The sequence below is a fragment of the Microbacterium sp. genome, assembly GCF_017305435.1.
In the GTDB taxonomy this organism is placed as follows: Bacteria; Actinomycetota; Actinomycetes; order Actinomycetales; family Microbacteriaceae; genus Microbacterium.
Window position 1 is genome coordinate 60,982 of record NZ_JAFKIP010000008.1, and the last position, 22,513, is coordinate 83,494.

Annotated in this window: 10 protein-coding genes; 5 read left to right on the forward strand and 5 right to left on the reverse strand. The window is 73.5% G+C overall.

Annotation, left to right across the window (positions count from 1 at the left end; all coding sequences use genetic code 11):
* Positions 1-121 precede the first annotated feature (121 nt).
* Complete coding sequence (locus J0I43_RS14700; protein ID WP_292865460.1) at positions 122-1,342, reverse strand: HupE/UreJ family protein; 1,221 nt, start codon at positions 1,340-1,342, stop codon at positions 122-124.
* A gap of 3 nt (positions 1,343-1,345) precedes the next feature.
* On the opposite strand from J0I43_RS14700, the gene J0I43_RS14705 reads away from it, so the two are divergent.
* Positions 1,346-2,110, forward strand: a complete 765-nt coding sequence (locus J0I43_RS14705) for a hypothetical protein (protein WP_292865463.1) — start codon at positions 1,346-1,348, stop codon at positions 2,108-2,110.
* Here J0I43_RS14705 and J0I43_RS14710 read toward each other — a convergent pair whose 3' ends face one another.
* The 3 genes from J0I43_RS14710 to J0I43_RS14720 all read right to left on the reverse strand — a co-directional run bounded on the left by J0I43_RS14710 (position 2,111) and on the right by J0I43_RS14720 (position 5,948).
* Positions 2,111-3,319, reverse strand: a complete 1,209-nt coding sequence (locus J0I43_RS14710; protein WP_292865466.1) for an AI-2E family transporter — start codon at positions 3,317-3,319, stop codon at positions 2,111-2,113.
* A 62-nt stretch (positions 3,320-3,381) separates the two neighbouring features.
* Positions 3,382-4,668, reverse strand: coding sequence for a threonine/serine exporter ThrE family protein (locus J0I43_RS14715; RefSeq protein ID WP_292865469.1), 1,287 nt, complete (start codon positions 4,666-4,668; stop codon positions 3,382-3,384).
* A gap of 230 nt (positions 4,669-4,898) precedes the next feature.
* Positions 4,899-5,948 carry an ATP-dependent DNA ligase gene (locus J0I43_RS14720; protein ID WP_292865471.1) on the reverse strand — a complete coding sequence of 350 codons (1,050 nt, stop codon included), beginning with the start codon at positions 5,946-5,948 and terminating at the stop codon, positions 4,899-4,901.
* A gap of 205 nt (positions 5,949-6,153) precedes the next feature.
* Between J0I43_RS14720 and J0I43_RS14725 the strand changes: the two genes are divergently transcribed.
* Complete coding sequence (locus J0I43_RS14725; RefSeq protein WP_292865474.1) at positions 6,154-7,908, forward strand: acyl-CoA dehydrogenase; 1,755 nt, start codon at positions 6,154-6,156, stop codon at positions 7,906-7,908.
* A gap of 35 nt (positions 7,909-7,943) precedes the next feature.
* On the opposite strand, the gene J0I43_RS14730 is transcribed toward J0I43_RS14725, so the two are convergent.
* Positions 7,944-8,621, reverse strand: a complete 678-nt coding sequence (locus J0I43_RS14730; RefSeq protein WP_292865476.1) for a TetR/AcrR family transcriptional regulator — start codon at positions 8,619-8,621, stop codon at positions 7,944-7,946.
* A 181-nt stretch (positions 8,622-8,802) separates the two neighbouring features.
* Here J0I43_RS14730 and sucC point away from each other — a divergent pair, with 181 nt between their 5' ends.
* The 3 genes from sucC to J0I43_RS14745 all read left to right on the forward strand — a co-directional run bounded on the left by sucC (position 8,803) and on the right by J0I43_RS14745 (position 20,871).
* Positions 8,803-9,969: an ADP-forming succinate--CoA ligase subunit beta gene (sucC, locus tag J0I43_RS14735; RefSeq protein ID WP_292865477.1), complete on the forward strand. Its 1,167-nt coding sequence runs from the start codon at positions 8,803-8,805 to the stop codon at positions 9,967-9,969.
* 64 nt (positions 9,970-10,033) lie between these two features.
* A complete protein-coding gene (sucD, locus tag J0I43_RS14740) occupies positions 10,034-10,936 on the forward strand; it encodes a succinate--CoA ligase subunit alpha (protein ID WP_292865479.1) in 903 nt (300 codons plus the stop codon).
* A gap of 302 nt (positions 10,937-11,238) precedes the next feature.
* Positions 11,239-20,871, forward strand: a complete 9,633-nt coding sequence (locus tag J0I43_RS14745) for a hypothetical protein (protein ID WP_292865482.1) — start codon at positions 11,239-11,241, stop codon at positions 20,869-20,871.
* Positions 20,872-22,513 lie beyond the last annotated feature (1,642 nt).

Genomic DNA, 22,513 nt, shown 5'->3' on the forward strand with positions numbered 1-22,513 from the left:
GGTCGCAGGCGCGGCGTTGGCGTCATCTGGACGATTCGCCTGCGCGGTGACAGGACGGTGAACACTTCGCCCAGGAGCGGTGACGGCTGGGCGAAACTCTGAGGATTCGCCCAGAGTCGCCTCATTCCCAGCCGAAGACTCGCTGGACGAACCAGATGAGGCCGGCGAGGGTGACGGCGACCGCCAACGCCCCGCTGGCCCACATCGCCACTTTCGGCGCTCGTCGCCGCAGCAGCACGAGCACGGGGAACACGAGGGCGATGAGACCGATCTGCACCGCCTCGATACCGAGGTTGAACACGAGCAGTGACCACAGGAGCGTCCACGACCAGGGCTCATCGATGCCGAGCGCCGAGGCGAAGCCCAGACCGTGGATCAGGCCGAAGCAGAAGACGACGAGCAGCCGCAGCCAGCCTGCGCGGTCGAGGCCGAGAGGTCCGGAGTCGCGCGCCAGCTCCGTTGCGGCCTCGCCCTTGGCCCACAGGCGGAAGAGGTACCAGGCCGCGACGATCGAGATCGACAGGGCGATCGCCGGCTCGACGATGCTGCTGGGCAGGCTCACCACTTTGGTCGCGGCGAGGATGAACGTCACGGAGTGCGCGAGGGTGAACACCGTCGCGGCGAGCACGATCTCGCGGAGTTTGCGTGACCCGGCGATGAGCGCGAGCAGGAACAGGATGTGGTCGATGCCGGTGAGCAGGTGCTCCGCGCCGAGGCGGAAGAACTCCCAGAATCGCTCCCACGTGCTCTGCGCGGTCGAGAACTCGGGCGTCGCGGCGTCGAGCGCCGCCGAGCCGGTGTGGAGGTCGATGTCGTACGTGAGGATCGTCTTCGTTCCCGTGACGTAGCCCTCCTCGTCCGGGAACAGAGTGCTGCGGACGACGTGCGCCTCGCCGGGCGGGCAGTCGACCCGCCGGGAGAGCACGACATAAGGGACGCCTTCCTGCACCGTCATCGCCGCCGGGGCGGGCGCGCCCTGGTCGCAGACGTCGCCCCCGTTCGTGCGGATGGTGAAGCGCTCGTCGAGGTAGCGGACGACGGTGTCGCGATAGTCGTCGACGGCCGCCGCCATCGCGGCGTCGTCGCGGGCATCGAATGCGGCGGTACCGTCGCGGTAGAAGGCGTCGTCGCGCTGCGTGTCGGCCGCGGAGACGACGAGCAGGTCGTATTCGAGCTGGAGCGTCGCAACCGTTCGGCCCTCGTCGTCGCGCGACAGATCGGCGAACGCCACCGAGCTGAATCCGTGTGCGTCGGCGGTGGATGCCGTCAGGAGCGGCGCTCCGACGGCGAGCAGGGTTGCGAGCAGGAGGAAGAGCCTGAGGGGGAGGCGGCGAAGGGTCACGGCGTGAGCGTGCGCCTCGTCGGTGAACGGACGTTGACTCGCGCCCCAATCTTCGACGAACGGCGGCGCGCGGACGTGACGGCGGCGACGGACGACGGCGATGCTGGAGGCGTGCGTCCCGTTTCCTCCTGCATCGCCCTCGCGGTGCTCCTCACCGGCGTGGCGCTCCTGACGGGTTGCGCGTCGGACTGGAGCGCGCCGCATCCGTCTCCGACCCTGATCGCTGCGGCGCAGCCGGGCTTCCTCCCGGCCACGCCGCTGCCGCCCGCGGCCACGATGACGCCGACCGCGGGCTCATGGCAGGATGCGTCTCCCTCGGAGGGGTACCGGGTCGCGCTGTTGACGATGGGTGATGAGCCGGCGACCGTCACGATGATCGACGCCGTGCGGACGTGGGCGCGCGACGTCGGCGCCGACCTGCGGGAGGTGCGCGCCGGCGCCGATCCGATCCCCGCGATCTCGGAGGCGATCGGCATGCGCGCCGACGTCGTGATGTCGGCGGGGGACGGACTCGTCGATCCACTGGCGATCGTCACCGCGAGTCACCTCGATCAGCCTTTCCTCGTGCTGGGCGGTGAGCTCGCCGAGCCGACCGCGAACGTGCTCGCGGTCGACTGGGCCGGGGCGGGCTTCCGCGGGGAGGACCTCGGGCAGGCCGCGCACCACGATCCCGCCAGCTTCACCCCGGAGCGTTGCCGCAACGCGGTCTCGGCCGGTGTCGCGGCGCTGCTCAGCGGTCAGAGCGGCGTCGTCGTCTGGCTCCCCTGATCAGTCGGCCGGCGCCGCGGTCACGGGTCCGCGCCCGGCGACGAGCGCCCGCTCGTCCGCGCGATGCTTGCGCCGTGCCCAACGGGCGGGCGTCGCCTCACCGTCCCACACCTGGATGATGCCCCACGCCGTCGCCGTGAGCGGAACGGCCAGCACGGCGCCGACGATCCCGCCCAGGACGGTGCCGGCCGTCAGCGCGATCAGGACGACGAAGGCGTGCAGCTTCATGGACCGGCCCATGAGCACGGGCTGCAGGAAATTGCCCTCGAGCTGGTTCACGAGCACGACGACGCCGACGACGAGGAGCGCGACGACCCATCCGTTGGCGACGAGCGCGACGAGCGCGGCGAGGATCCCGGCGAGGGTCGCGCCGACGAACGGGATGAACGCGAGGAGGAACACGAGCACCGCGAGCGGGACGGCGAGCGGCACCTGGAGGATGAGGAGACCGATGAGGATGCCGAGGGCATCCACCGCCGCGACCGAGGCCGTCCCCCGCACGTACGAGCCGAAGACGCTGACCGTCTTCGAGCCGATGCGGACGGCGCGGGCGTACTTCTCGCCCTCGAAAGGCCGCAGCACGAACGCCCACATCTGCGGCCCGTCCTTCAGGAAGAAGAAGAGCACGACGACGAGCAGGATGAACCCCGTCACGAACGAGGCGACGGCGCTCACCCCCGCGAGCGCCCCCGAGCCGAACTGTGCCGACGTGAGGAAGTCGGTCGCCGAATCGACCCACTGATCGATCTGCGCCTGGTCGATCGAGAACGGCAGCGTCGAGATCCAGTCCATGAGCTGCTGGAATCCCTGCTGCGCCTTCGTCGAGAGCTCCTCCCACTGGCCGCGCACCGCTGCGACGATGAGCCAGCCGATCCCGGCGAGGATCGCGACGACGACCAGCAGCACGAGGAGGGTCGCGCCGAGCGGCGGCACGCCGCGGCGGCGCAGCCACGCCATGACGGGCGCGAACGCGCACGCGAGGATGAGCGCGAGCAGGAGCGGGATGACGACGACGGTGAGCTCCCGGAGCGCGACGATGAGCCCCGCGGCCACCGCGACGACGAGGATGATCTGCAGCGACCGGATGGCGAGGCTGCCGAACCCGTCCTGCCAGAGCGACGCGGGCTTTCCGGCGGGCTCGACCCGCACGGGGTCGGAGGCGGCGGAACCGCGGACGGTGACGGGGCTGGAGGCGCGGAAGAGTCCCATCCTCCGACGCTAACCGGTCGCGGCGACGCGCGCCGAGGGTTGACACGGCGGCATCCGACCCGTCAGGTGCCCGGCCGCGCCCACTCCCGCTCGGTGAGGACGCGCGCCACCGTGAGGCCGATCGCGAGGGCGACGACGATGAACACCGCGGTGAAGCCGCTCTGGATCGCCGTCAGCGTGTCGCCCGAGATGACCCCGGTGATCGCCCGGTACGCCGCCGCACCCGGCACCATGATGAGCACCGCGGGAACGGTCAGCGTCACGCGCGCCGCGCGCAGACGGTCGCCCACGAGGAATGCGCCGATGCCGACCGCGAGCGCCGCGGCGGCCGCGGCGAGGGGCGCCGTCGCCCCGGCATCCACGAGTGCGAGGCGACCGACGTTCGCGACCGCGCCGAGCGCCGCCGCCGTGAACGCGATCGCAGGCGGGGTGTCGAACAGCAGGGCGAAGCCGAGGACGCCGACGAATCCGGCGACGAGCCGCACGAACGACAGCACGGGCTCGTCGAACACGGGAGACGCGGTCTGCGCGACCGTCGTCTGGAAGACGGCGGCGACGCCCCACACCGCCGTCGCGGTCGCCAGGAGGATCAGCGAGGCGTACACGACGCGGGCGATGCCGGCGTTCAGATCGAGGCGCGCGAGGTCGAGGGCGCCGGTGACGAGAGGGAATCCGGGGACGAGGTAGAGGACGGCGCTCGTCATCGCGGCGTCGTGCTGCCCCCCGGCGGCTCCCAGCGCAGCGAGCGCCGCCGCGACACCGAGGTAGAGGAGCAGCGACGTCGTCGCCGCGGCGAAGACGACGAGGAACTCGTTCGTGCGAAGCCGCCCGAGCCGCATGCGGACGAACTGGCCCGCGCCCGCTGCGAGGGCGACCGCGACGAACTCCTGCCACCCGCCGTTCCCCAGCAGCGCGAACGCGCCGCACGCGAACGCCGCTCCCAGGAGGCGCAGGAGGTCGGGGTAGCGGCGCGGCCGCGCGGCGATCTCGTCGAGCGCCCGCTGGAGCTCGACCGCGGTCGTCCCGGGGCGCAGGTCGTTCGTCAGGCGCTTGATCTCGGTGAGTCGGTCAGCGTCGACGGCCGGTCGTCGGATCTCCGCGACGCGCGTACGGAACAGCGGGCCGCGGCTCGTCGTCGCGACGATGTCGGTCATACCGACCCGCGTGTGCAGCTGATCGATCCCGACCGCGTGCGCCGCCCGCTCCATGCTGTCGCGCACGCGCGCCGACGAGCCGCCCGCTCCGAGCATCATCGCGCCGAGGCGCATGACGGCATCCGTCCGGGCGATGAACTGCACCGGTTCCAGGCGCAGTTCGCCGGTCGCTGACGCGTCGGATGCCTCGGCCATGCCTCGATCCTGGCACCCGCCGACCGGTCGTGCACACCCGCGTTAAACACGGCCCGACCGGGCGTGTCGCGCGGCGCCGGCGCGCTAGCGTCGGTGTCATGAAGGGCGGCGTGAAGCCCCCTTCGCACCTCGGGCCCGCATGGCCGGCCGCCGGAGTCCGGCGCCGATGCGGGCCCGCGGCGCGCCCGGGCGTGGGGGGTGCCCGGGCGCGGATGTCCGAGCGTGCCGCGTCAGTCCAGGACGTCGGCGAGATCGTACGCGGCGACCGTCTCCAACTGCGCGTAGGTGCACGAACGGGGATCGCGGTCGGGCCGCCAGCGGTCGAACTGCACCGTGTGGCGGAAGCGGCGGCCCTCGAGCTGGTCGTAGCGGACCTCCAGCACCCGCTCGGGGCGCAGGCGCACGTACGAGGTGTCCTTGTCCGCCGCGGTGAAGCGGGAGCGCTCGCCGTCGCCGCGCAGCTCACGGCCGGCGGCATCCGTCTCGACGAGCGGTGCGAGCTCGTCGACCAGTTCGCGGCGGCGCGCATCGCTGAAGGCGGAGGCGCCGCCGACCTGGTGCAGCTCGCCGTCCTCGTCGTAGAGGCCGAGGAGGAGGGAGCCGACGCCCGCGCCGCTCTTGTGGATCCGGTAGCCGAGGAGCACGACGTCCGCCGTGCGGGCGTGCTTGATCTTGAGCATCGTGCGCTTGCCCGGGGCATAGGGCTGAGCGAGCGGCTTGGCCACCACGCCGTCGAGCCCGGCTCCCTCGAACTGCGCCAGCCAGCGTTCGGCGAGTTCGCGGTAATGAGTCGTCCGCGTGATGTGCAGGGGAGCCGGCACATCGGCGAGCAGCTCCTCGAGCTGCGCGCGCCGGGTCGAGAACGGCTCGTCCATCAGGTTCCGGTCGCCGCCGGCGAGCAGGTCGAAAGCGACGAACATCGCCGGGGTCTCGGCGCTCAGCAGCGTGACGCGTGAGGCGGCGGGGTGGATGCGCTGCGACAGAGCCTCCCATGACAGGCGGCGTGGTCCGTCGGGGGTGGGAAGGGCGACGATGATCTCCCCGTCGAGCAGACACGGTCCGGGAAGGAGTTCGGCGCACGCCGCGACGAGCTCGGGGAAGTACCGCGTGAGTGGCTTCGCTCCGCGCGAGCCGATCTCCACCTCGGTGCCGTCCCAGGAGATGAGCGCACGGAACCCGTCCCACTTGGGCTCGAACGCCAGCCCACCAGGCACAGTCGCTGGGTCGGGAATGGCCGCGACGGCCTTCGCGAGCATCGGGGACGGGATGTCGTACACCATGGCGTCCATCCTGTCGCCGCTCGCCCCAGAGGAACAGGGGGCAGACGCCCCTCAGTGAGCCTTCGGCTGGCGCTTGCGCCGGGAATCACTGTGTCGTTTCCCGCAGGAGCGTCAACTGAGGGCGCGTGCGGGCAGGGTGACATCAACATGCTGAGACTGAGTGTCAGCTATAGTGGTGCGCAGTCTCAGACGCGAGGAGTTCACCATGGCCACCGACTACCAGGCCCCCGTCGCCGATTACGCCTTCCTGTACGCCGAGGCGTTCGGAACCGACATCGTCGCGCGGGCGACCGGAGGTGAGCTCTCCGCCTCCGACGCGGTCGACGTCATCGCCGGCGCGGGTGAGTTCGCGGCATCCGTCCTCGCGCCGCTGGAGCAGATCGGCGATCGCGAAGGAGCACGCCTCGAGGGCGGCCAGGTGCACCTGCCGGAGGGTTTCGCCGCGGCCTATCGCGCGTTCGTCGAGGCCGGGTGGGTCAGTGCGGAGGCGCCCGTCTCCGCGGGTGGAGACGGGCTCCCCGGGTCGATCCGCGCGGGGCTCGGTGAGATCTGGAACGCCTCCAACGCCGCCTTCGCGCTCTGCTGGCTGTTGACGGCCGGGCAGATCCACGCGCTGGATGCCGCGGCATCCGACGAGCTGCGCGAGACCTATCTCGCCAAGCTCGTGAGTGGCGAGTGGACCGGCACGATGAACCTCACCGAGCCGGGGGCGGGAACCGACCTCGGCGCCATCCGCACGATCGCGACGCCGCGGGGCGACGGCAGCTGGTCGATCGCGGGTCAGAAGATCTTCATCACGTGGGGCGACCACGACGTCGCGGACAACATCGTCCACCTCGTCCTCGCCCGCACGCCCGACGCCCCCGCGGGCGCGAAGGGACTGTCGCTGTTCGTCGCGCCGAAGTTCCTCGTGAACGCCGACGGCTCGCTCGGCGACCGCAACGGCGTGGAGACCGTCGCGCTCGAGCACAAGCTCGGCATCCACGGGTCGCCGACGTGCGTTCTCAGCTACGAGGACGCGACGGGCTATCTCGTCGGCGAGGTCGGCGGCGGCCTCGCGGGCATGTTCGTCATGATGAACTCCGCGCGCATCGGCATGGGCTTCCAGGCGACCGGGATCGCCGACCGGGCGCTGCAGCAGGCCGAGGCATATGCCGCGGGGCGCATGCAGGGCCGCGTGCTCGAGCGCGGCGCCGACGCCCCGATCGCGGAGCACCCCGACGTACGGCGACTGCTCCTCTCCATGCGCAGCGACGTCTTCGCGATGCGCGCGCTCGGCGTCTACGTCGGCGACCTGTTCGACCGCGCCGAAGGGGCGGAGGATGCCGCGACGCTCGCCCTCGCGGAGTTCTTCGTCCCGATCCTCAAGGGCTGGGCGACGGAGGACGCCGTCGCACTCACGAGCGACGGCATCCAGGTGCACGGCGGCATGGGCTTCATCGAGGAGACGGGCGCCGCGCAGCACTACCGCGACGCGCGCATCATGCCGATCTACGAGGGGACGACGGCGATCCAGTCGAACGATCTCATCGGACGCAAGGTGATCCGTGACGGCGGAGCGACGGCCGAGCGGCTCTTCGCCCTGATCGACGAGACGATCGCCGCCCTCCGTTCTGCCGGCGAGGGGGGCACGGGCGAAGTCGCGCGGCGCGCCGCCGACCGGCTCGAGCGCGCCGTGGCATCCGCCCGCCGCGCGACCGCCGACATCGTGGGCTTCGGCGCCTCGCCGCGCGACGCGCACGCGGTCAGCGTGCCGTACCTCATGCTCCTCGGCGTGCTCGCGGGCGGGTGGATGCACGGCCTCGCGGTCGTCGCCGTCGGCGCGCACGGCCCGTCGGAAGGCGGAGAGGCGCAGGATGCCGATGCGGCGCGCCTCACCCTCGCGGACTTCTACGGGGCGCACCACCTTCCGCGCGTGCACGCGCTCGCCGAGACGGTCGCCTCGGGCGAGACGGTCTGACCGGCCCGCTCAGAGAGCGCCGCGATCGGCACTGCTCAGAGCGCGTCGCGCACGCGCCGGGCGACCTCCGCCGTCGGCATCCGGCGTGGGAAGGTCGCGACGACCACGTCGTCATCGCGGGAATCCTCACCGTCGGGGTGCACGCCGAAGCGGTGCAGCAGCGCGTCGTAGGCATCCCACAGCACCTGCTCGGGCACGTCCTCCGTGCCGCGCAGCAGCCGCCGCAGGACGTGGTTGTGCACGGCGGTGACGGCCGCGGCGAACGCGACCGCGTCGATCGGGTCGAGACCGGGGAGCTCCGCGCGCAGGTACTCGTCGAAGAGGCGCTCGTACTGGAAGACGGTCACGATCTCGCGCTCGCGCAGCGCGGGCACCTGGCGCACGACCGCGTACCGGCGGCGGGCGAGGTCGGGCTCGGCCGCGAAATGACGGAACACCTCGACGGATGCCGCGCACGCCGCGTACCAGGGATTGTCGCTCGGGTCCCGGCGCGCGTCGGCGAGGAACGTGCGCAGCTGCATGAGGAGCACGTCGTGGTCGCTGAACACGACGTCGTCCTTGCCGCCGAACTGGCGGAAGAAGGTCGAGCGGGACACCCCGGCGGCCTGCGCGATCTGCTCGACGCTCGTCGCCTCGAATCCCTGCGCGACGAACAGGTCGAGCGCGGCGGCGACGACGGCGTTGCGGGATGAGGTCGGAGCGGCATCGGTCATGACCGAGAGCCTAACGCGCGGCCCCGCGCCCGCCCTCGCGCGAGGCTCTGCCGCGCTCAGCGCACGGTCAGATCCACCCAGGTGCACGTATTAGGCTGGGGGATTGGTCGATATCTCGACATCGAGATATCTTCGGCATCGGACGCCCCGAAAACCACAGACGCCCAGCGGAGGATTGCGCGTGGATCTCTACGAATACCAGGCACGTGACCTGTTCGAGAAGTACGAGGTGCCGGTGCTCCCCGGCATCATCGCCGATACTCCTGAGGAGGCGAAGGCGGCCGCGGAGAAGCTCGGCGGCGTCGTGGTCGTCAAGGCTCAGGTCAAGACCGGCGGACGCGGCAAGGCCGGCGGCGTCAAGGTCGCCAAGACCCCCGACGAGGCGTACGAGGCCGCGAAGGCGATCCTCGGCCTCGACATCAAGGGCCATGTCGTCAAGCGCGTCATGATCGCCGGCGGGGCGCAGATCGACAAGGAGTACTACTTCTCGGTGCTGCTCGACCGCGCCAACCGCTCCTACCTGTCGCTCTGCTCGGTCGAGGGCGGCATGGAGATCGAGCAGCTCGCGGTGGAGAAGCCCGAAGCGCTCGCCAAGGTCGAGGTCGACCCGCTGACGGGCATCGACGAGGCGAAGGCGCTCGAGATCGCCAAGGCCGGCGGCTTCGACGACGAGACGGCTGCGAAGGTCGCCCCCGTCTTCGTGAAGCTCTACGACGTGTACCGGGGCGAGGGCGCGACCCTCGTCGAGGTGAACCCGCTGATCCAGGATGCCTCCGGCAACATCATCGCCCTGGACGGCAAGGTCACCCTCGACGACAACGCGTCGGAGGTGCGCCACCCCGAGCACGAGGAGCTCGAGGACAAGGACGCCGCCGACCCGCTCGAGGCGAAGGCCAAGGCATCGGGCCTCAACTACGTCAAGCTCGACGGCCAGGTCGGCATCATCGGCAACGGCGCGGGCCTCGTCATGTCGACGCTCGACGTCGTCGCGTACGCCGGTGAGAACCACGGCGGCGTCACCCCCGCGAACTTCCTCGACATCGGCGGCGGCGCCTCGGCGACCCTCATGGCCGCGGGCCTGGATGTCATCCTCGGCGACCCGCAGGTCAAGAGCGTCTTCGTCAACGTCTTCGGCGGCATCACGTCGTGCGTCGCCGTCGCGGAGGGCATCGTCAAGGCGCTCGAGATCCTCGGCGACACGGCGACCAAGCCCCTCGTCGTCCGCCTCGACGGCAACCAGGTCGAGGAGGGCCGCGCGATCCTCGCCGCGGCGAACAACCCCCTCGTGACCCTCGCCGCCGGCATGGACGAGGGCGCCGACAAGGCCGCCGAGCTGGCGAACGCCTGACCCTATTCGGTGATCGAGTGCCGCGCGCAGCGCGGTGCATCGAGATCAAAGGACTGAGAACAGAATGTCTATCTACCTCAACAACGACTCCAAGGTCATCGTCCAGGGCATCACCGGCGGCGAAGGCACGAAGCACACGGCGCTCATGCTGAAGGCGGGCACGAATGTCGTCGGCGGCGTCAACGCGCGCAAGGCGGGGACGACCGTCTCGCACACCGACAAGGACGGCAACGCCGTCGAGCTGCCCGTGTTCGCGTCGGTCGCCGAGGCGATCGCCGCCACGGGCGCCGACGTGTCGATCGCGTTCGTGCCGCCGGCGTTCACGAAGGACGCGATGGTCGAGGCCATCGACACCGACATCCCGCTCCTCGTCGTCATCACCGAGGGCGTCCCGGTCGGCGACACCGCCGAGGCGTGGGCGTACGCGAAGAGCCGCGGCAACAAGACCCGCATCATCGGGCCGAACTGCCCCGGCATCATCACGCCGGGTGAGGCGCTCGTGGGCATCACTCCGGCGAACATCACCGGAAAGGGCCCGATCGGCCTGGTCTCGAAGTCGGGCACCCTGACCTACCAGATGATGTTCGAGCTGCGCGACCTCGGCTTCTCGACCGCGATCGGCATCGGCGGCGACCCGATCATCGGCACGACGCACATCGACGCGCTCGAGGCGTTCGAGGCCGACCCCGAGACGAAGGCGATCGTCATGATCGGCGAGATCGGCGGCGACGCCGAAGAGCGTGCGGCCGACTACATCAAGGCCCACGTGACGAAGCCGGTCGTCGGCTACGTCGCAGGGTTCACGGCCCCCGAGGGCAAGACGATGGGCCACGCGGGCGCCATCGTCTCGGGCTCGGCCGGCACCGCGCAGGCGAAGAAGGAGGCCCTCGAGGCCGCCGGCGTCAAGGTCGGGAAGACCCCGTCCGAGACCGCCGCGCTCATGCGCGAGATCATCGAGACGCTGTAACGCCGTCTCCACGACGAAGGGTCCGGATGCCTCGGCATCCGGACCCTTCGTCGTTTGCTCCTTTAGTCTATGAAGCGGCTCAGGGTATTGCGACACGCCGAGAGCGGGTCTACAGTGCGGCTCGAACGTGGTCTGCGTCGACCTTCGGGGAGATGCCGACCACGCGGGGGTCGGGTAGGTCAGCACACACCGGGACGAAGGGTCTTCCCGTGGGTCGCAGCAACCTCGAATTCGGGGACACTGAGGGGCGTCGCGCATCGCGTACGTCGACCTCGACTGCGCGCCTGGGCACCGTCCTCACGATGCGGACACGGCGGTCCCCGATCGCCGCCGTCGCCGCGATCGTCAGCGCCGTCCTCGTGCTCGGCCAACTCGCGCTCGGCGTCCCCATCGCGCTCGCGGCACCCGAATCCCGCGTGAACACGCGGATCTCGGAGAGCATGCCGGGATCGGAATGGACCCGGTCCGCCCCGTCGCACTCGTTCGGGGAGGGGTCGCCGACGCACCTCGGAGACGCCCCCACCGCCCCCGCGTCGCCCACCGAGCCGCAAGGATCCACGGCGCCGAACGGGCAGGACGCCGGCTCCTCCGACGACCCGATCACGGTGATCGTCACGGTACCGATCCCCCTGCCGACGACGTCGTCGCCGTTCGGGTCGAACTGCGTCCAGACCTCCCAGGGCCAGACGCCCGCGGCGGGAGGATCGTCGACGAGCTCGACCACGACGAGCACCTCGTCGACGAGCCTGACCTGCGGCCCCGGCACCGTGAACCCCGGATCCGTCGGGTCGAGCACCGACCCCGCGCCGCAGCCGAACATCCCCGGCCTGCCGACCCCGACGCCCACGCCGACCGCGCCTCCCGCGCCCGAGCCGACGACGCCTCCCGCGCCGTCGCCGAGCCCGTCGGTGCCCGTGCCGTCGCCCACCACGCCGATCCCCGAGCCGACGTCGAGCGACGCTCCGCCGGCTCAGGCGTCCGGCGAGGCCATCGTCGGCTCGCCCGCGATGCTGTCCGTCCGCCCGTTCGACGACACTGCAGCCGCGCCGTCGAGCGACACGGCCGAGGTGCCGGCGACGTCGACCACGGCGGACGAGGCCACGACGTCCGCAGACGGCGAGGCGGGCAGCTCCGCCGAGCCGGATGCCGCCGCCGACGCCGAGCCGTCGCCCGCACCCGCCGACGAGACCTCCTCTCCGTCGAACGGGTCCGAGGGCGCGGCGGCTGAATCCGGCCCGGCCGACTCCGGCACGGCCGCGCCCAGCGAGCCGGCCGACGGGACGCCGGCCGCGACCGCGACATCCGCGCCGGCGGTCTGGACGATCACCGCCGCGGGCGACGTCCAGGTGAGCGTCGACGGCACCGACCTCGTGGTCGTGCACGACGGCGGCACCGAGCGTCGTGCGGTCGCCTCGGTGAGCGCGCTCGAGATCACCGCCGGCGGCACCGTCACGACCCCGGCCGACCTTCCCGTCCCGACCCACGTCCATGACGCCGCGGCACTCGCCGTCGACGGATCGGGCGTCGCCTGGCAGGTCGACGGCAGCGGATCGGGCATCGTCGGCGGCATCCGCTTCGACGGCATCGGCACGCTCGTCGCCCTCGGCACCGGGCAGTCGCTCGCCGGCCCCGCCACGGACACGACGTGGCAGGTCACCGGCGCCGGTGCCGGCGAGGTCGGCGGTCAGGGCTTCTCGGGCTTCTCGACTCTGCAGGGTGCCGCGGGCAACCGCGACGAGTTCGTCATCGCCCCGGGCGCATCGATCGACGCGGTCGACGGCGGGGCCGGCGGCTATGACCTCATCCGCTTCAGCGGCACGCACGGGTCGATTCACTCGACCCCGTCCGGCCCGCAGTCGGGCACGCTCGTCGTCGACGGCCGCACGATCGCCTACACCGGCCTCGAGCCGGTCGGCCCCGCGACGGAGAACGACTTCGCGCTCGACGTCGCCGACGACGCCGACACGATCGACGTCGCGCCCGACGTCGCCAACCCCGGTCACATCCTCGTCTCGAGCGCAGGCGCGAAGTTCGAGTCGCACTCGGTGCAGCCCACCGTGTCGTTCCGGGTGACCACGACCGGCGTCGGGGCCGTCATCCGCATCACCGGCACCCTGACCTATCTCGGGGTCACGTTCACGTTCCAGGCGACGCGCATCCTCCTGGCATCCGGCGCGGTGCTCGACGCCGGCACGGGCGACGTCACTCTCACCGCCGTCGCGACGCGCACCGACGGCACGCCCGCCTCGGCGGAGGTGCGGCTCACGAGTGCGACGGTCCGCGCCGCGAACATCACGGCGACCGCGACGGCGACCAGCACGGTCGACACGGGAGCGACGCTCGGCGTGGCGCTCGGGGAAGCGGCCTCCGACGCGGCGGTCGTCGTCGAAGGCGCGTCGGCGCTGCAGGCGACCGGCGCGGTCGCGCTGACCTCGGCGGCGACGACGACGCTCACGACGACGTCGACGGGCACCGGAACGGATGCCTCGGTCGACGCCGCTCTCGCGCGGAGCGCCGCGTCGACGTCGGCCCGCACCGCCGTGTCGGGATCGTCGACGCTCGCCGCGGGAGGCGCCGCCGACCTCGTGGCCCGCACGGTCACCACGGTGACGACGACCGCCGACGGGGCCGCGGCGACGGCAGGCGCGGGTATCGCGTTGACGAAGGCCACGACGACGACCGCCGCGCTCCTCGACACGATCGGAACGGTCACCGCCGCGACGGTCGGAGTCCGCGCCGACTCGACCCACACGCTCGTCACGCGGGCGACGGCGAGCCCCGGTGGATCGACGGCCAACGGCGCCTCACCGAGCGCGAGCACGGCGACCGCCGCGCAGCCCGGCGGCTTCGCCTCGGCGCCCGGCGGCACGCTCGGTGTCGCCGGCGCGCTCGCCTTCTCCGACCTCACGCAATCGACGCGCGCTGCGATCGGCGGCGCCGGTCCGGTCGCGGTGGCCGGGGCATCCATCACGGCGGAGGCCGTCTCGTCGGGCTCGGCATCGACCGACGCCGATGCGAGCGGGGTCACCGCCGGAGCCGCGGGCGTCGGGGTCGGCATCGCGGTGAATGTCGCGGATGCCCGGACGGAGGCATCCATCGGCAGCGGCGCCTACGCGGCACCGCAGCTGTTCGCACGCGCGACCTCCGCACCGCGCACGACGGCCGACGCCAACGACTACCACGCGCAGTCGATCTCGGGTGCCGGCGGTGCCGCCTCGGTCGGCGCGGCCGGAGCGCTCGCGGTCACGGTGGCGGGCTTCCGCACGCGCGCCGCGATCGAGCCCGGCGCGAGCGTGACCCTGCCGGGCGGCGATCTGACCCTCGATGCGACGGCGCAGCACGACACGCGCACCGATGCCCGACCGGGCAGCGGCGGGGCGGGTGCGACCGGGATCGGGGCATCCGTCGCCCTCACGGTCGCGAACGACGGCGCACTCGCTGAGATCGGCGACGGGTCGTCGGTCGGCGGCGCGCGGAACGCCCAGCTCGCCGCGTCGAGCATCGCGCCCGCCACGACGACCGCGATCGGAGGCGCCTCGGGCGGCACCGCCGTCTCCGGCGTCGTCGCGGTGACGATCTCGAACGTCTCCACCGTCGCGCGGCTCGGCAGCGGCACGCCGCTCGTCCTCACGGGCGCGTACACGTCGACCGCGACGCAGCGGGCGCCGATCGCCACGGCGGCGACCGGCAACGTCGACGCGGGCGACGGCGCCGGGGTCGGCGTCGTGATCGCGCTCTCGTTCGCCGACCACACCGTCGCCTCGCAACTCGCGCGCAGTCTCGTCGCACCGGGTGGGGTCACCCTCCGCGCGACGGGCGCCTCCGCCGCCGCGACCTCCGCCGCCTCGTCTGCGACCGGGGCGCCCGCGCAGGGCACCGGCGGGTCCGGTGCGCCGACACCCGCCACGCAAGCGGGCGACGCGCGCACGTGGGCCGATGGCGCCGCGCCTTCCGCCGGCGCGGGCGACGGGGGAGCGGGCGGCAGCGGCAACACGCCGATCCCGCAGCCGAGCACGCCGCAGGGAGAGATCACGGTGACCGCCGCGTTCGCTCTGACGATCCACCACTTCAGCTCCGACGTCTCGGTCGACGGCATCTCGATCACCGCGGGCGCCGTCGCCCTCCGCGCCGAGGGCAACGCGCAGGTCTCCGCGGCCGCGACGGGCTCGGCGTCGGACCGCGCGCCCCCGAGCGGCACCACGATCGCAGCGGCCGCAGCGATCACGGTCGCGGACGTCACCGTCCGCGCGGAGGTCGGCCCCTCCACGCTCATCACGGCATCCTCCCTCTCCCTCTCCGCCGGCGTCACGCCGACGAACGCGGCGGGCGTCGCAGACCCGATCCACCGGGTCTCCGCCACCGCGACCGGCGGCCCCGGCTCGGGCGGCGATCTCGGTATCGCCGGGTCCCTCGCCCTCGCCTTCGCGGCTCTCCATACGAGCGCGGGTCTCGCCGCCGGTCCGAATGCCCCGGCGGTCGGCCTCTCCGGAGCGCTGTCGATCGACGCGGCATCCGCGGTCCGCACGTCGGCCGAGGCGCTCCTCTCCAGCGGCAGCGGTGGCGGACCGACGACCGGCGTCGGCGCCGCGTTCGCCCTCGCGAGCATCGATCACGAGACGGATGCCGCGATCGGCGCCGGTGCGCAGGTCTCCGGCGTGACCGATGCGACCGTGCGCGCCGACGCGAGCGACGACACGACGGCCCGGGCACAGGGCGAGGCGCGCGGCGGCAGCACCGCCGTCGCACCGTTCGCCGCCGTCGTGCTCACGCAGGTGAGCGCGCGCGCCGCGATCGATGCCGGCCCCGCGTTCGCCGTGTCGGGTGCGCTCACGCTGTCGGCAGCCCTTCGCGCGACCGCCGATGCGCAGGCGCAGTCCGCGACCGGAACCGCGGGCGGCACCGCCGTCGGGGTCGCGCTCGCACTGACGATCACCGCCGACACCGTCACCGCTGCGCTCGGACGTGCCGTCACCGTCGGCGGCGCCGCCGCCCTCTCCGCGACGGCCCGCACGGCCGCGACGAGCACGGCGACCGCGTCGGCCGCCGGTGCGCCCGAGAACGGCGGCGCGGGCGGCTCGGCGGGCACGGGCGTCGACGACCAGGTGCAGGCGACGCGCGCTCACGCGGGCGCCGCCGGTGCCGCGGCGGGCGCCGCGGGCGCGGGCTCGACCGGGACGCCGAGCGCGGCGACCTCTCAGGGCGGCATCAGCGCGGCCGCCGCGATCGCGGTGACACTCGCGACGGTGCGTGTCACGGCTTCGGTCGCCGCGCCGCTGGCCGCGGGCGGCGCCGTCACGATCGATGCCGCGGAGAACGCCGACGCGTCGACATCGGCGAACGGGTCCGCTTCACAGGGCGCGGATGCCACGATCGGCGCCGCCGTCGCGATCACCCGCGCCGACACCGTCGTCCGGGCCGAGGTCGCCACGGCGGGGTCCGTCGCGGCGCCGTCGCTGCGCGTCCGCGCCGCCACGGCGGCGGATGGCGCCGACACGCGCTCCGACTCCGCCGCGCGCGCCGTGTCGGGTGCCGGGGGCGGGTCGGTCTCCGTCGCGGGGTCGTTCGCGCTCGCCGTCGTGACCCACCGCACCACCGCGGAGCTCGCGGGGGCCGTCTCGCTCGCCGATGCGCAGGTGAGCGCCACGTCGATCGTGGGGACGATCGTCGAGGCGCTCCCTGCGGGCGCGGGCGTCACGACCTCGGGCGACCTCGGGCTCGGCGCCTCGGTCGGCCTCGCGCTCGTCACGGTGGAGACCACGGCATCCGTCGCGCCCTCCGCGACGCTCACGAACCCGGCCGCGCTCGCCGTCGCCGCCGTGACGGACAGCATGGCGTCGGCGACCGCGCGCATGGGGGCGGCCGGCGGCGACGTCGCGCTCAGCCCCGTCGTCGCGCTCGTCCTCTCGTCGATCACGACGACCGCAGCCGTCGCGGCGGGCGCCGCGGCGCCCGTCGGCGGTGCGCTCACGATCACGGCGGATCAGACCGCCGCCGCGCGCGCCACGGCCGGCGCGCTCGTCGTCGGCGCGGGCAGCGCGGGTGTGGGCGCCGCGCTCGCCCTCACCTTCGCGCAGCACCGCAGCACGGCAGCCCTCGGCCGCACCGTGACCGCCGCATCGGCACGACTGGCCGCGACGGCGGCGTCCACGGCGTCCGCGGACGCCGCCGCATCCGCCGCGGGCGCACCGGAGAACAGCGGCACCGGCGGCGCAGGCGGCTCCGGCGTGGACGCAGCCGTCGCAGCCGAACGCGGGCACGCCGACGGCGCGGCGGCGGCGGCCGGCGGCGCCGGGAGCGGCAGCGCCGTGACGCCGAGTGCCGCGACCTCGCAGGGCGGGGTGAACGCGGCCGCCGCGGTCGGCATCGTGCTCGCCGACGTCACGGCGGAAGCCCGGCTCGCCGCTCCGGAAACCCTCACCGTGACGGGAGCCGCCACGATCTCGGCCCTCCTCAACGCGGATGCCGCGGCGACCGCCGACGGCTCGGCGTCGCAGGGGGCCGACGCGACGATCGGCGCGGCCGTCGCGCTCGCATCGGCGACGAACAGCGCTCACGCGCTCGTCGCGGCCGGAGCCGTCGTGCGCGCCGCGAGCCTCACGCTGACGGCGGGCACGCTGAGCATCGGCGGCGACAGCACCTCCCGGACGGAGGCACGTTCGGTCGCCGGTGCCGGCGGCGGCAAGGTCTCGGTCGCCGGGTCCGTCGCGATCGCGATCGCGGACGGCGGCACCGTCGCGCGCCTCGCGGGCACCACTCAGGCCGCGGCCGTCACGATCGCTGCCTCTGCCGACGGGCGCACGGAGGCACGCGCGCTGCCCGCGGGCCGCGGAGTGACCAGCGAGGGGGATCTCGGTCTCGGGGCATCCGTCGCCCTCGCCCTCACGACGACGGCAGTCACCGCCGAGGTCGCCGACGGTGCTCAGCTCCTCGGCGCGGCGACGCTCGACCTCGCTGCGGCGAGCGTCGTGCAGACGAATGCGGAGGCACGGATGGGCGCCGCCGGCGGCAAGGTCGCCGTGACGCCCGCCGTCGCGATCGCCCTTTCGAGCCCGGTCACGCTCGCGCGGGTGGGTTCTGGCGTGGCGCTCGTGGTGACCGGCGCGTTCACGTTGGCGGCCCAGAGTCGCACCTCGGCGTCCTCGACCGCCGGGGCGATCGTCATCGGAGCCGGGACCGCGGGCGTCGGCCTCGGCCTCGCGCTCACCCTCGTGAGCGAGAAGACGTCGGCGGCCCTCGCACGTGATCTCACCGCGCAGACCGCCGACATCTCGGCATCCGCCACGTCGGCGTCGGCCTCGACCGCCACCGCGTCGACCTCCGGAGCGCCGGAGAACGGCGGCGCGGGCGGCGCCGGCGGGGCCGGCGTCGACAGCACCGTCGCGGGGGAACGCGGACACGCCGACGCGGTCGCGGCGCCGCACGGCGGGGGCTCGGGTGCCACGGCGACCCCGAGCGCCTCGACGTCGCAGGGCGGCGTGAACGTCGCCGCCGCCGTCGCGCTCGCCCTCGTGACGGTGGATGCCGGTGTCGCGCTCGCTCCCGGCATCCACCTCGTCGCGACGGGCACGATCACGCTCGCCGCGCACGGCGACGTCGACGGCGCGAGCTCGGCGGACGGGTCGGCGTCGCAGGGCGCGGATGCCACGATCGGCGCCGCGGTCGCACTCACCGCCGCCACGGTGCGCACCCTCGCGGTCGTTCCCGCGGACGTCAGCGTCGCGGCGCAGGGGCTGGTGCTGCGAGCGGACACGACGGCGGCGGGCGACGGCACGTCGACCTTCGGCGCACGCTCGGTCGCCGGCGCGGGCGGCGGCAAGGTCTCCGTCGCCGGGTCCGTCGCGATCGCCGCGATCACGCACACCGTCCAGGCGGCGATCGCGGGCTCGGTGACGCTCGGCGGCCTGTCGGGTGCGGGCGATGCGACGATCGCCGCCGCATCGCGCGTCGCCTCGACGGTGTCGGCCCTCCCGGCGGGCGCGGGGGTCACCTCGACAGGCGACCTCGGGTTCGGGGCCTCGGTCGCGCTCACCCTCATCACGGACAAGACCCTCGCCGAGATCGGCGACGGCGGCGCGGTCACCGGAGCCCGCGACCTGACGGTGACCGCCACGGCGACGGATGCCGCGACGACGGAAGCCCGGATGGGCGCCGCGGGTGGCAAGGTCGCGCTGACCCCGGCCGTCGCGGTGACGCTCTCGAACGTGACGACGCGGGCGCGGATCGGCACCGGATCGCTGGCGCTCTCCGGCGCCCTCGTCGCGACGGCGACGCAGAAGGCGTCGGCCGCAACGTCCGCGACGGCGGGGGCCTACGGGGCGACGTCAGCGGGCATCGGTGTCGCGCTCGCGCTGACGATCGCGAACCACACGGTCGCGACGGAACTCGCCCGTTCGACCACCGCAGCCTCTGCCGCCCTCTCGGCGTCGAGCGTCTCGGGTTCGTCGTCGACCGCTGCCGCGTCGGCGGCGGGCGCTCCCGAGGAGACCGGCAGCGGCGCGGGGTCGGGCCCGTCGGGCGTCACGAGCCAGGTCGAAGGGGAGCGGACGCACGCAGACGCCGCATCGATCGCCGCGGGCGGCGACGGCGCGGGCAGCGCGACGACCCCCGAGCCGGAGTCGTCGTCCGGCAAGGTGAACGTCGCCGCCGCGGTCGCGATCACGCTGTCGACGGTGCGGGCCGAGACGGTCCTCGCTGCGGGCATAGCGGTCACGGCGACCGGGACGGTGTCCCTCGCATCCGCCGAGAACACGGATGCCGCGACGTCGGCGAACGGCGCCGCGTCGCAAGGGACGGATGCCACGATCGGCGCCGCGGTGGCGATCACCCTGGCCAATGTGACGAACCGGGCGGTCGTGCCCGCGGGTGTGACGATCGCGGCGCACGATTTCTCCGCAGCGGCGACCGTGGCGACGGATGGCGCGGATCACACCGCGACGTTCGGAGCCCAGTCGGTCGCGGGGGCGGGTGGGGGCAAGGTGTCCGTCGCGGGCTCGTTCGCGATGACGATCCTGAACCACGCGACACGTGCTGCGATCGACGGCACCGTGCAGCTGACCGGCGGTGACGCGACGATCACTGCGGCATCCGACACCTCATCGACGGCGAAGGCTCTGCCCGCGGGCGCGGGCGTCACGAGCACCGGGGATCTCGGGTTCGGAGCCTCCGTGGCCCTGAACCTCATCACGGATAAGTCGTCGGCCGAGATCGGCGATGCCGGCACGCTCATCGGGGCGCGGAACCTCACGCTCGCCGCGACGGCGGCGGATGCCGCGACGACCGAGGCGCGCATGGGCGCGGCCGGCGGCAAGGTCGCGCTGACCCCGGCGGTCGCGGTCACGCTCTCGAATGTGACGACCCGCGCCCGGATCGGCACCGGAGCGCTGTCGCTCTCGGGCGCCCTCATCGCGTCGGCGACGCAGAAGGCGTCGGCGGCCACCGCCGCGACCGCGGGCGCCTATGGTGCCACCTCGGCCGGGATCGGTGTCGCGCTCGCTCTCACGATTGCCAATCACACGGTCACGACGGAGCTCGCCCGTTCGGTATCGGCCGCGTCGGTCTCCCTGGCCGCGTCGAGCATCTCGGGCTCGTCGTCGATCGCCGCAGCGTCGGCGGCCGGGGCGCCGGAGGAGACGGGCAGCGGCGCGGGATCCGGCCCGTCCGCCGTCACGAGCCAGGTCGAGGGTGAGCGCACTCATGCCGGAGCGACGTCGGCCGCGCACGGCGGCGACGGTGCGGGCAGTGCCACGACCCCCGAGCCGGAGTCGTCGTCCGGCAAGCGTCGGGGCTCGTGTCGCTGGCATCCGCGGCGAATACGGATGCGTCGACGTCGGCGAGCGGCGCGGCCTCGCAGGGCAGCGACGCGACGATCGGTGCCGCCGTCGCGATCACACTCGCGAACGTCACGAACCGCGCGGTCGTGCCCGTCGGCGTCATGATTTCGGCGCGAGACTTCTCCGCCGCGGCGATCGTGGCGACAGACGGTGCGGATCACACCGCGACGTTCGGGGCGCAGTCGGTCGCCGGTGCCGGCGGGGGCAAGGTGTCGGTCGCGGGGTCGTTCGCGATGGTGATCCTGAACCACACGACCCGCGCCGCGATCGACGGGACGGTCGCGCTCGGCGGAGGCGACGGCACGCTGACCGCGGCATCCGACACCTCATCGACCGTGAAGGCGCTGCCGGCCGGGGCCGGCGTCACCTCGACCGGCGACCTCGGGTTCGGCGCTTCCGTCGCCCTCAACCTGATCACCGACAAGACGTCCGCGGAGCTCGGCGATGCCGGCACGCTCATCGGGGCGCGGAACCTCACGCTCGCCGCGACGGCGGCGGATGCCGCGACCACGGAAGGCCGCATGGGCGCGGCCGGCGGCAAGGTCGCGTTGACCCCCGCGGTCGCGGTCACGCTCTCGAATGTGACGACCCGCACGCGGATCGGCACCGGAGCGTTGAGCCTCACCGGGGCTCTCGCGGCAACGGCGACGCAGAAGGCCTCGGCGACGACCGCCGCGACCGCGGGGGCCTACGGGGCGACCTCGGCCGGCATCGGCGTCGCTCTCGCGCTGACGATCGCGAATCACACGGTCACGACGGAGCTCGCCCGTTCGGTGTCGGGTGCGTCGGTCTCCCTGGCCGCGTCGAGCGTCTCGGGATCCTCCTCGACGGCTGCCGCGTCGGCGGCAGGCGCTCCCGAGGAGACCGGCAGCGGCGCGGGATCCGGCACGTCCGCAGTCACGAGCCAGGTCGAGGGTGAGCGCGCCCACGCCGGAGCCACGTCGGCCGCGCACGGCGGCGACGGTGCCGGCAGCGCGACGACCCCCGAGCCGGAGTCGTCTTCGGGCAAGGTCAACGTCGCCGCGGCGGTCGCGATCACTCTCGCAACTGTGCGGGCCGAGACGGTCCTCGCGGCGGGCATCGCCGTCACGGCGACCGGCACCGTGTCGCTGGCATCCGGGGCGAACACGGATGCCGCGACCTCAGCCAACGGCGCGGCTTCGCAGGGTTCCGACGCGACGATCGGCGCGGCCGTTGCCATCACACTCGCGAACGTCACGAACCGCGCCGTCGTCCCCGCCACCGTCACGATCACGGCGCGCGACTTCTCGGCGGCGGCCGCCGTGGCGACCGACGGCGCGGACCACACCGCCACGTTCGGCGCTCAATCCGTGGCGGGAGCGGGCGGCGGCAAGGTGTCGGTCGCGGGCTCGTTCGCGATGACGATCGCGAACCACACGACCCGTGCCGCGATCGACGGCACCGTGCAGCTGACCGGCGGTGACGCGACGATCGCCGCGGCATCCGACACCTCATCGACGGTGAAGGCCCTGCCCGCGGGCGCGGGCGTCACATCGACCGGGGATCTCGGGTTCGGCGCCTCCGTCGCGCTCAACCTCATCACGGACAAGGCGTCGGCCGAGATCGGCGACGCCGGCACCCTCACGGGCGCACGGAACCTCACGCTCGCCGCGACGGCGACGGATGCCGCGACGACGGAAGCTCGCATGGGCGCGGCCGGCGGCAAGGTCGCGTTGACCCCCGCGGTCGCGGTCACGCTCTCGAATGTGACGACCCGCACGCGGAT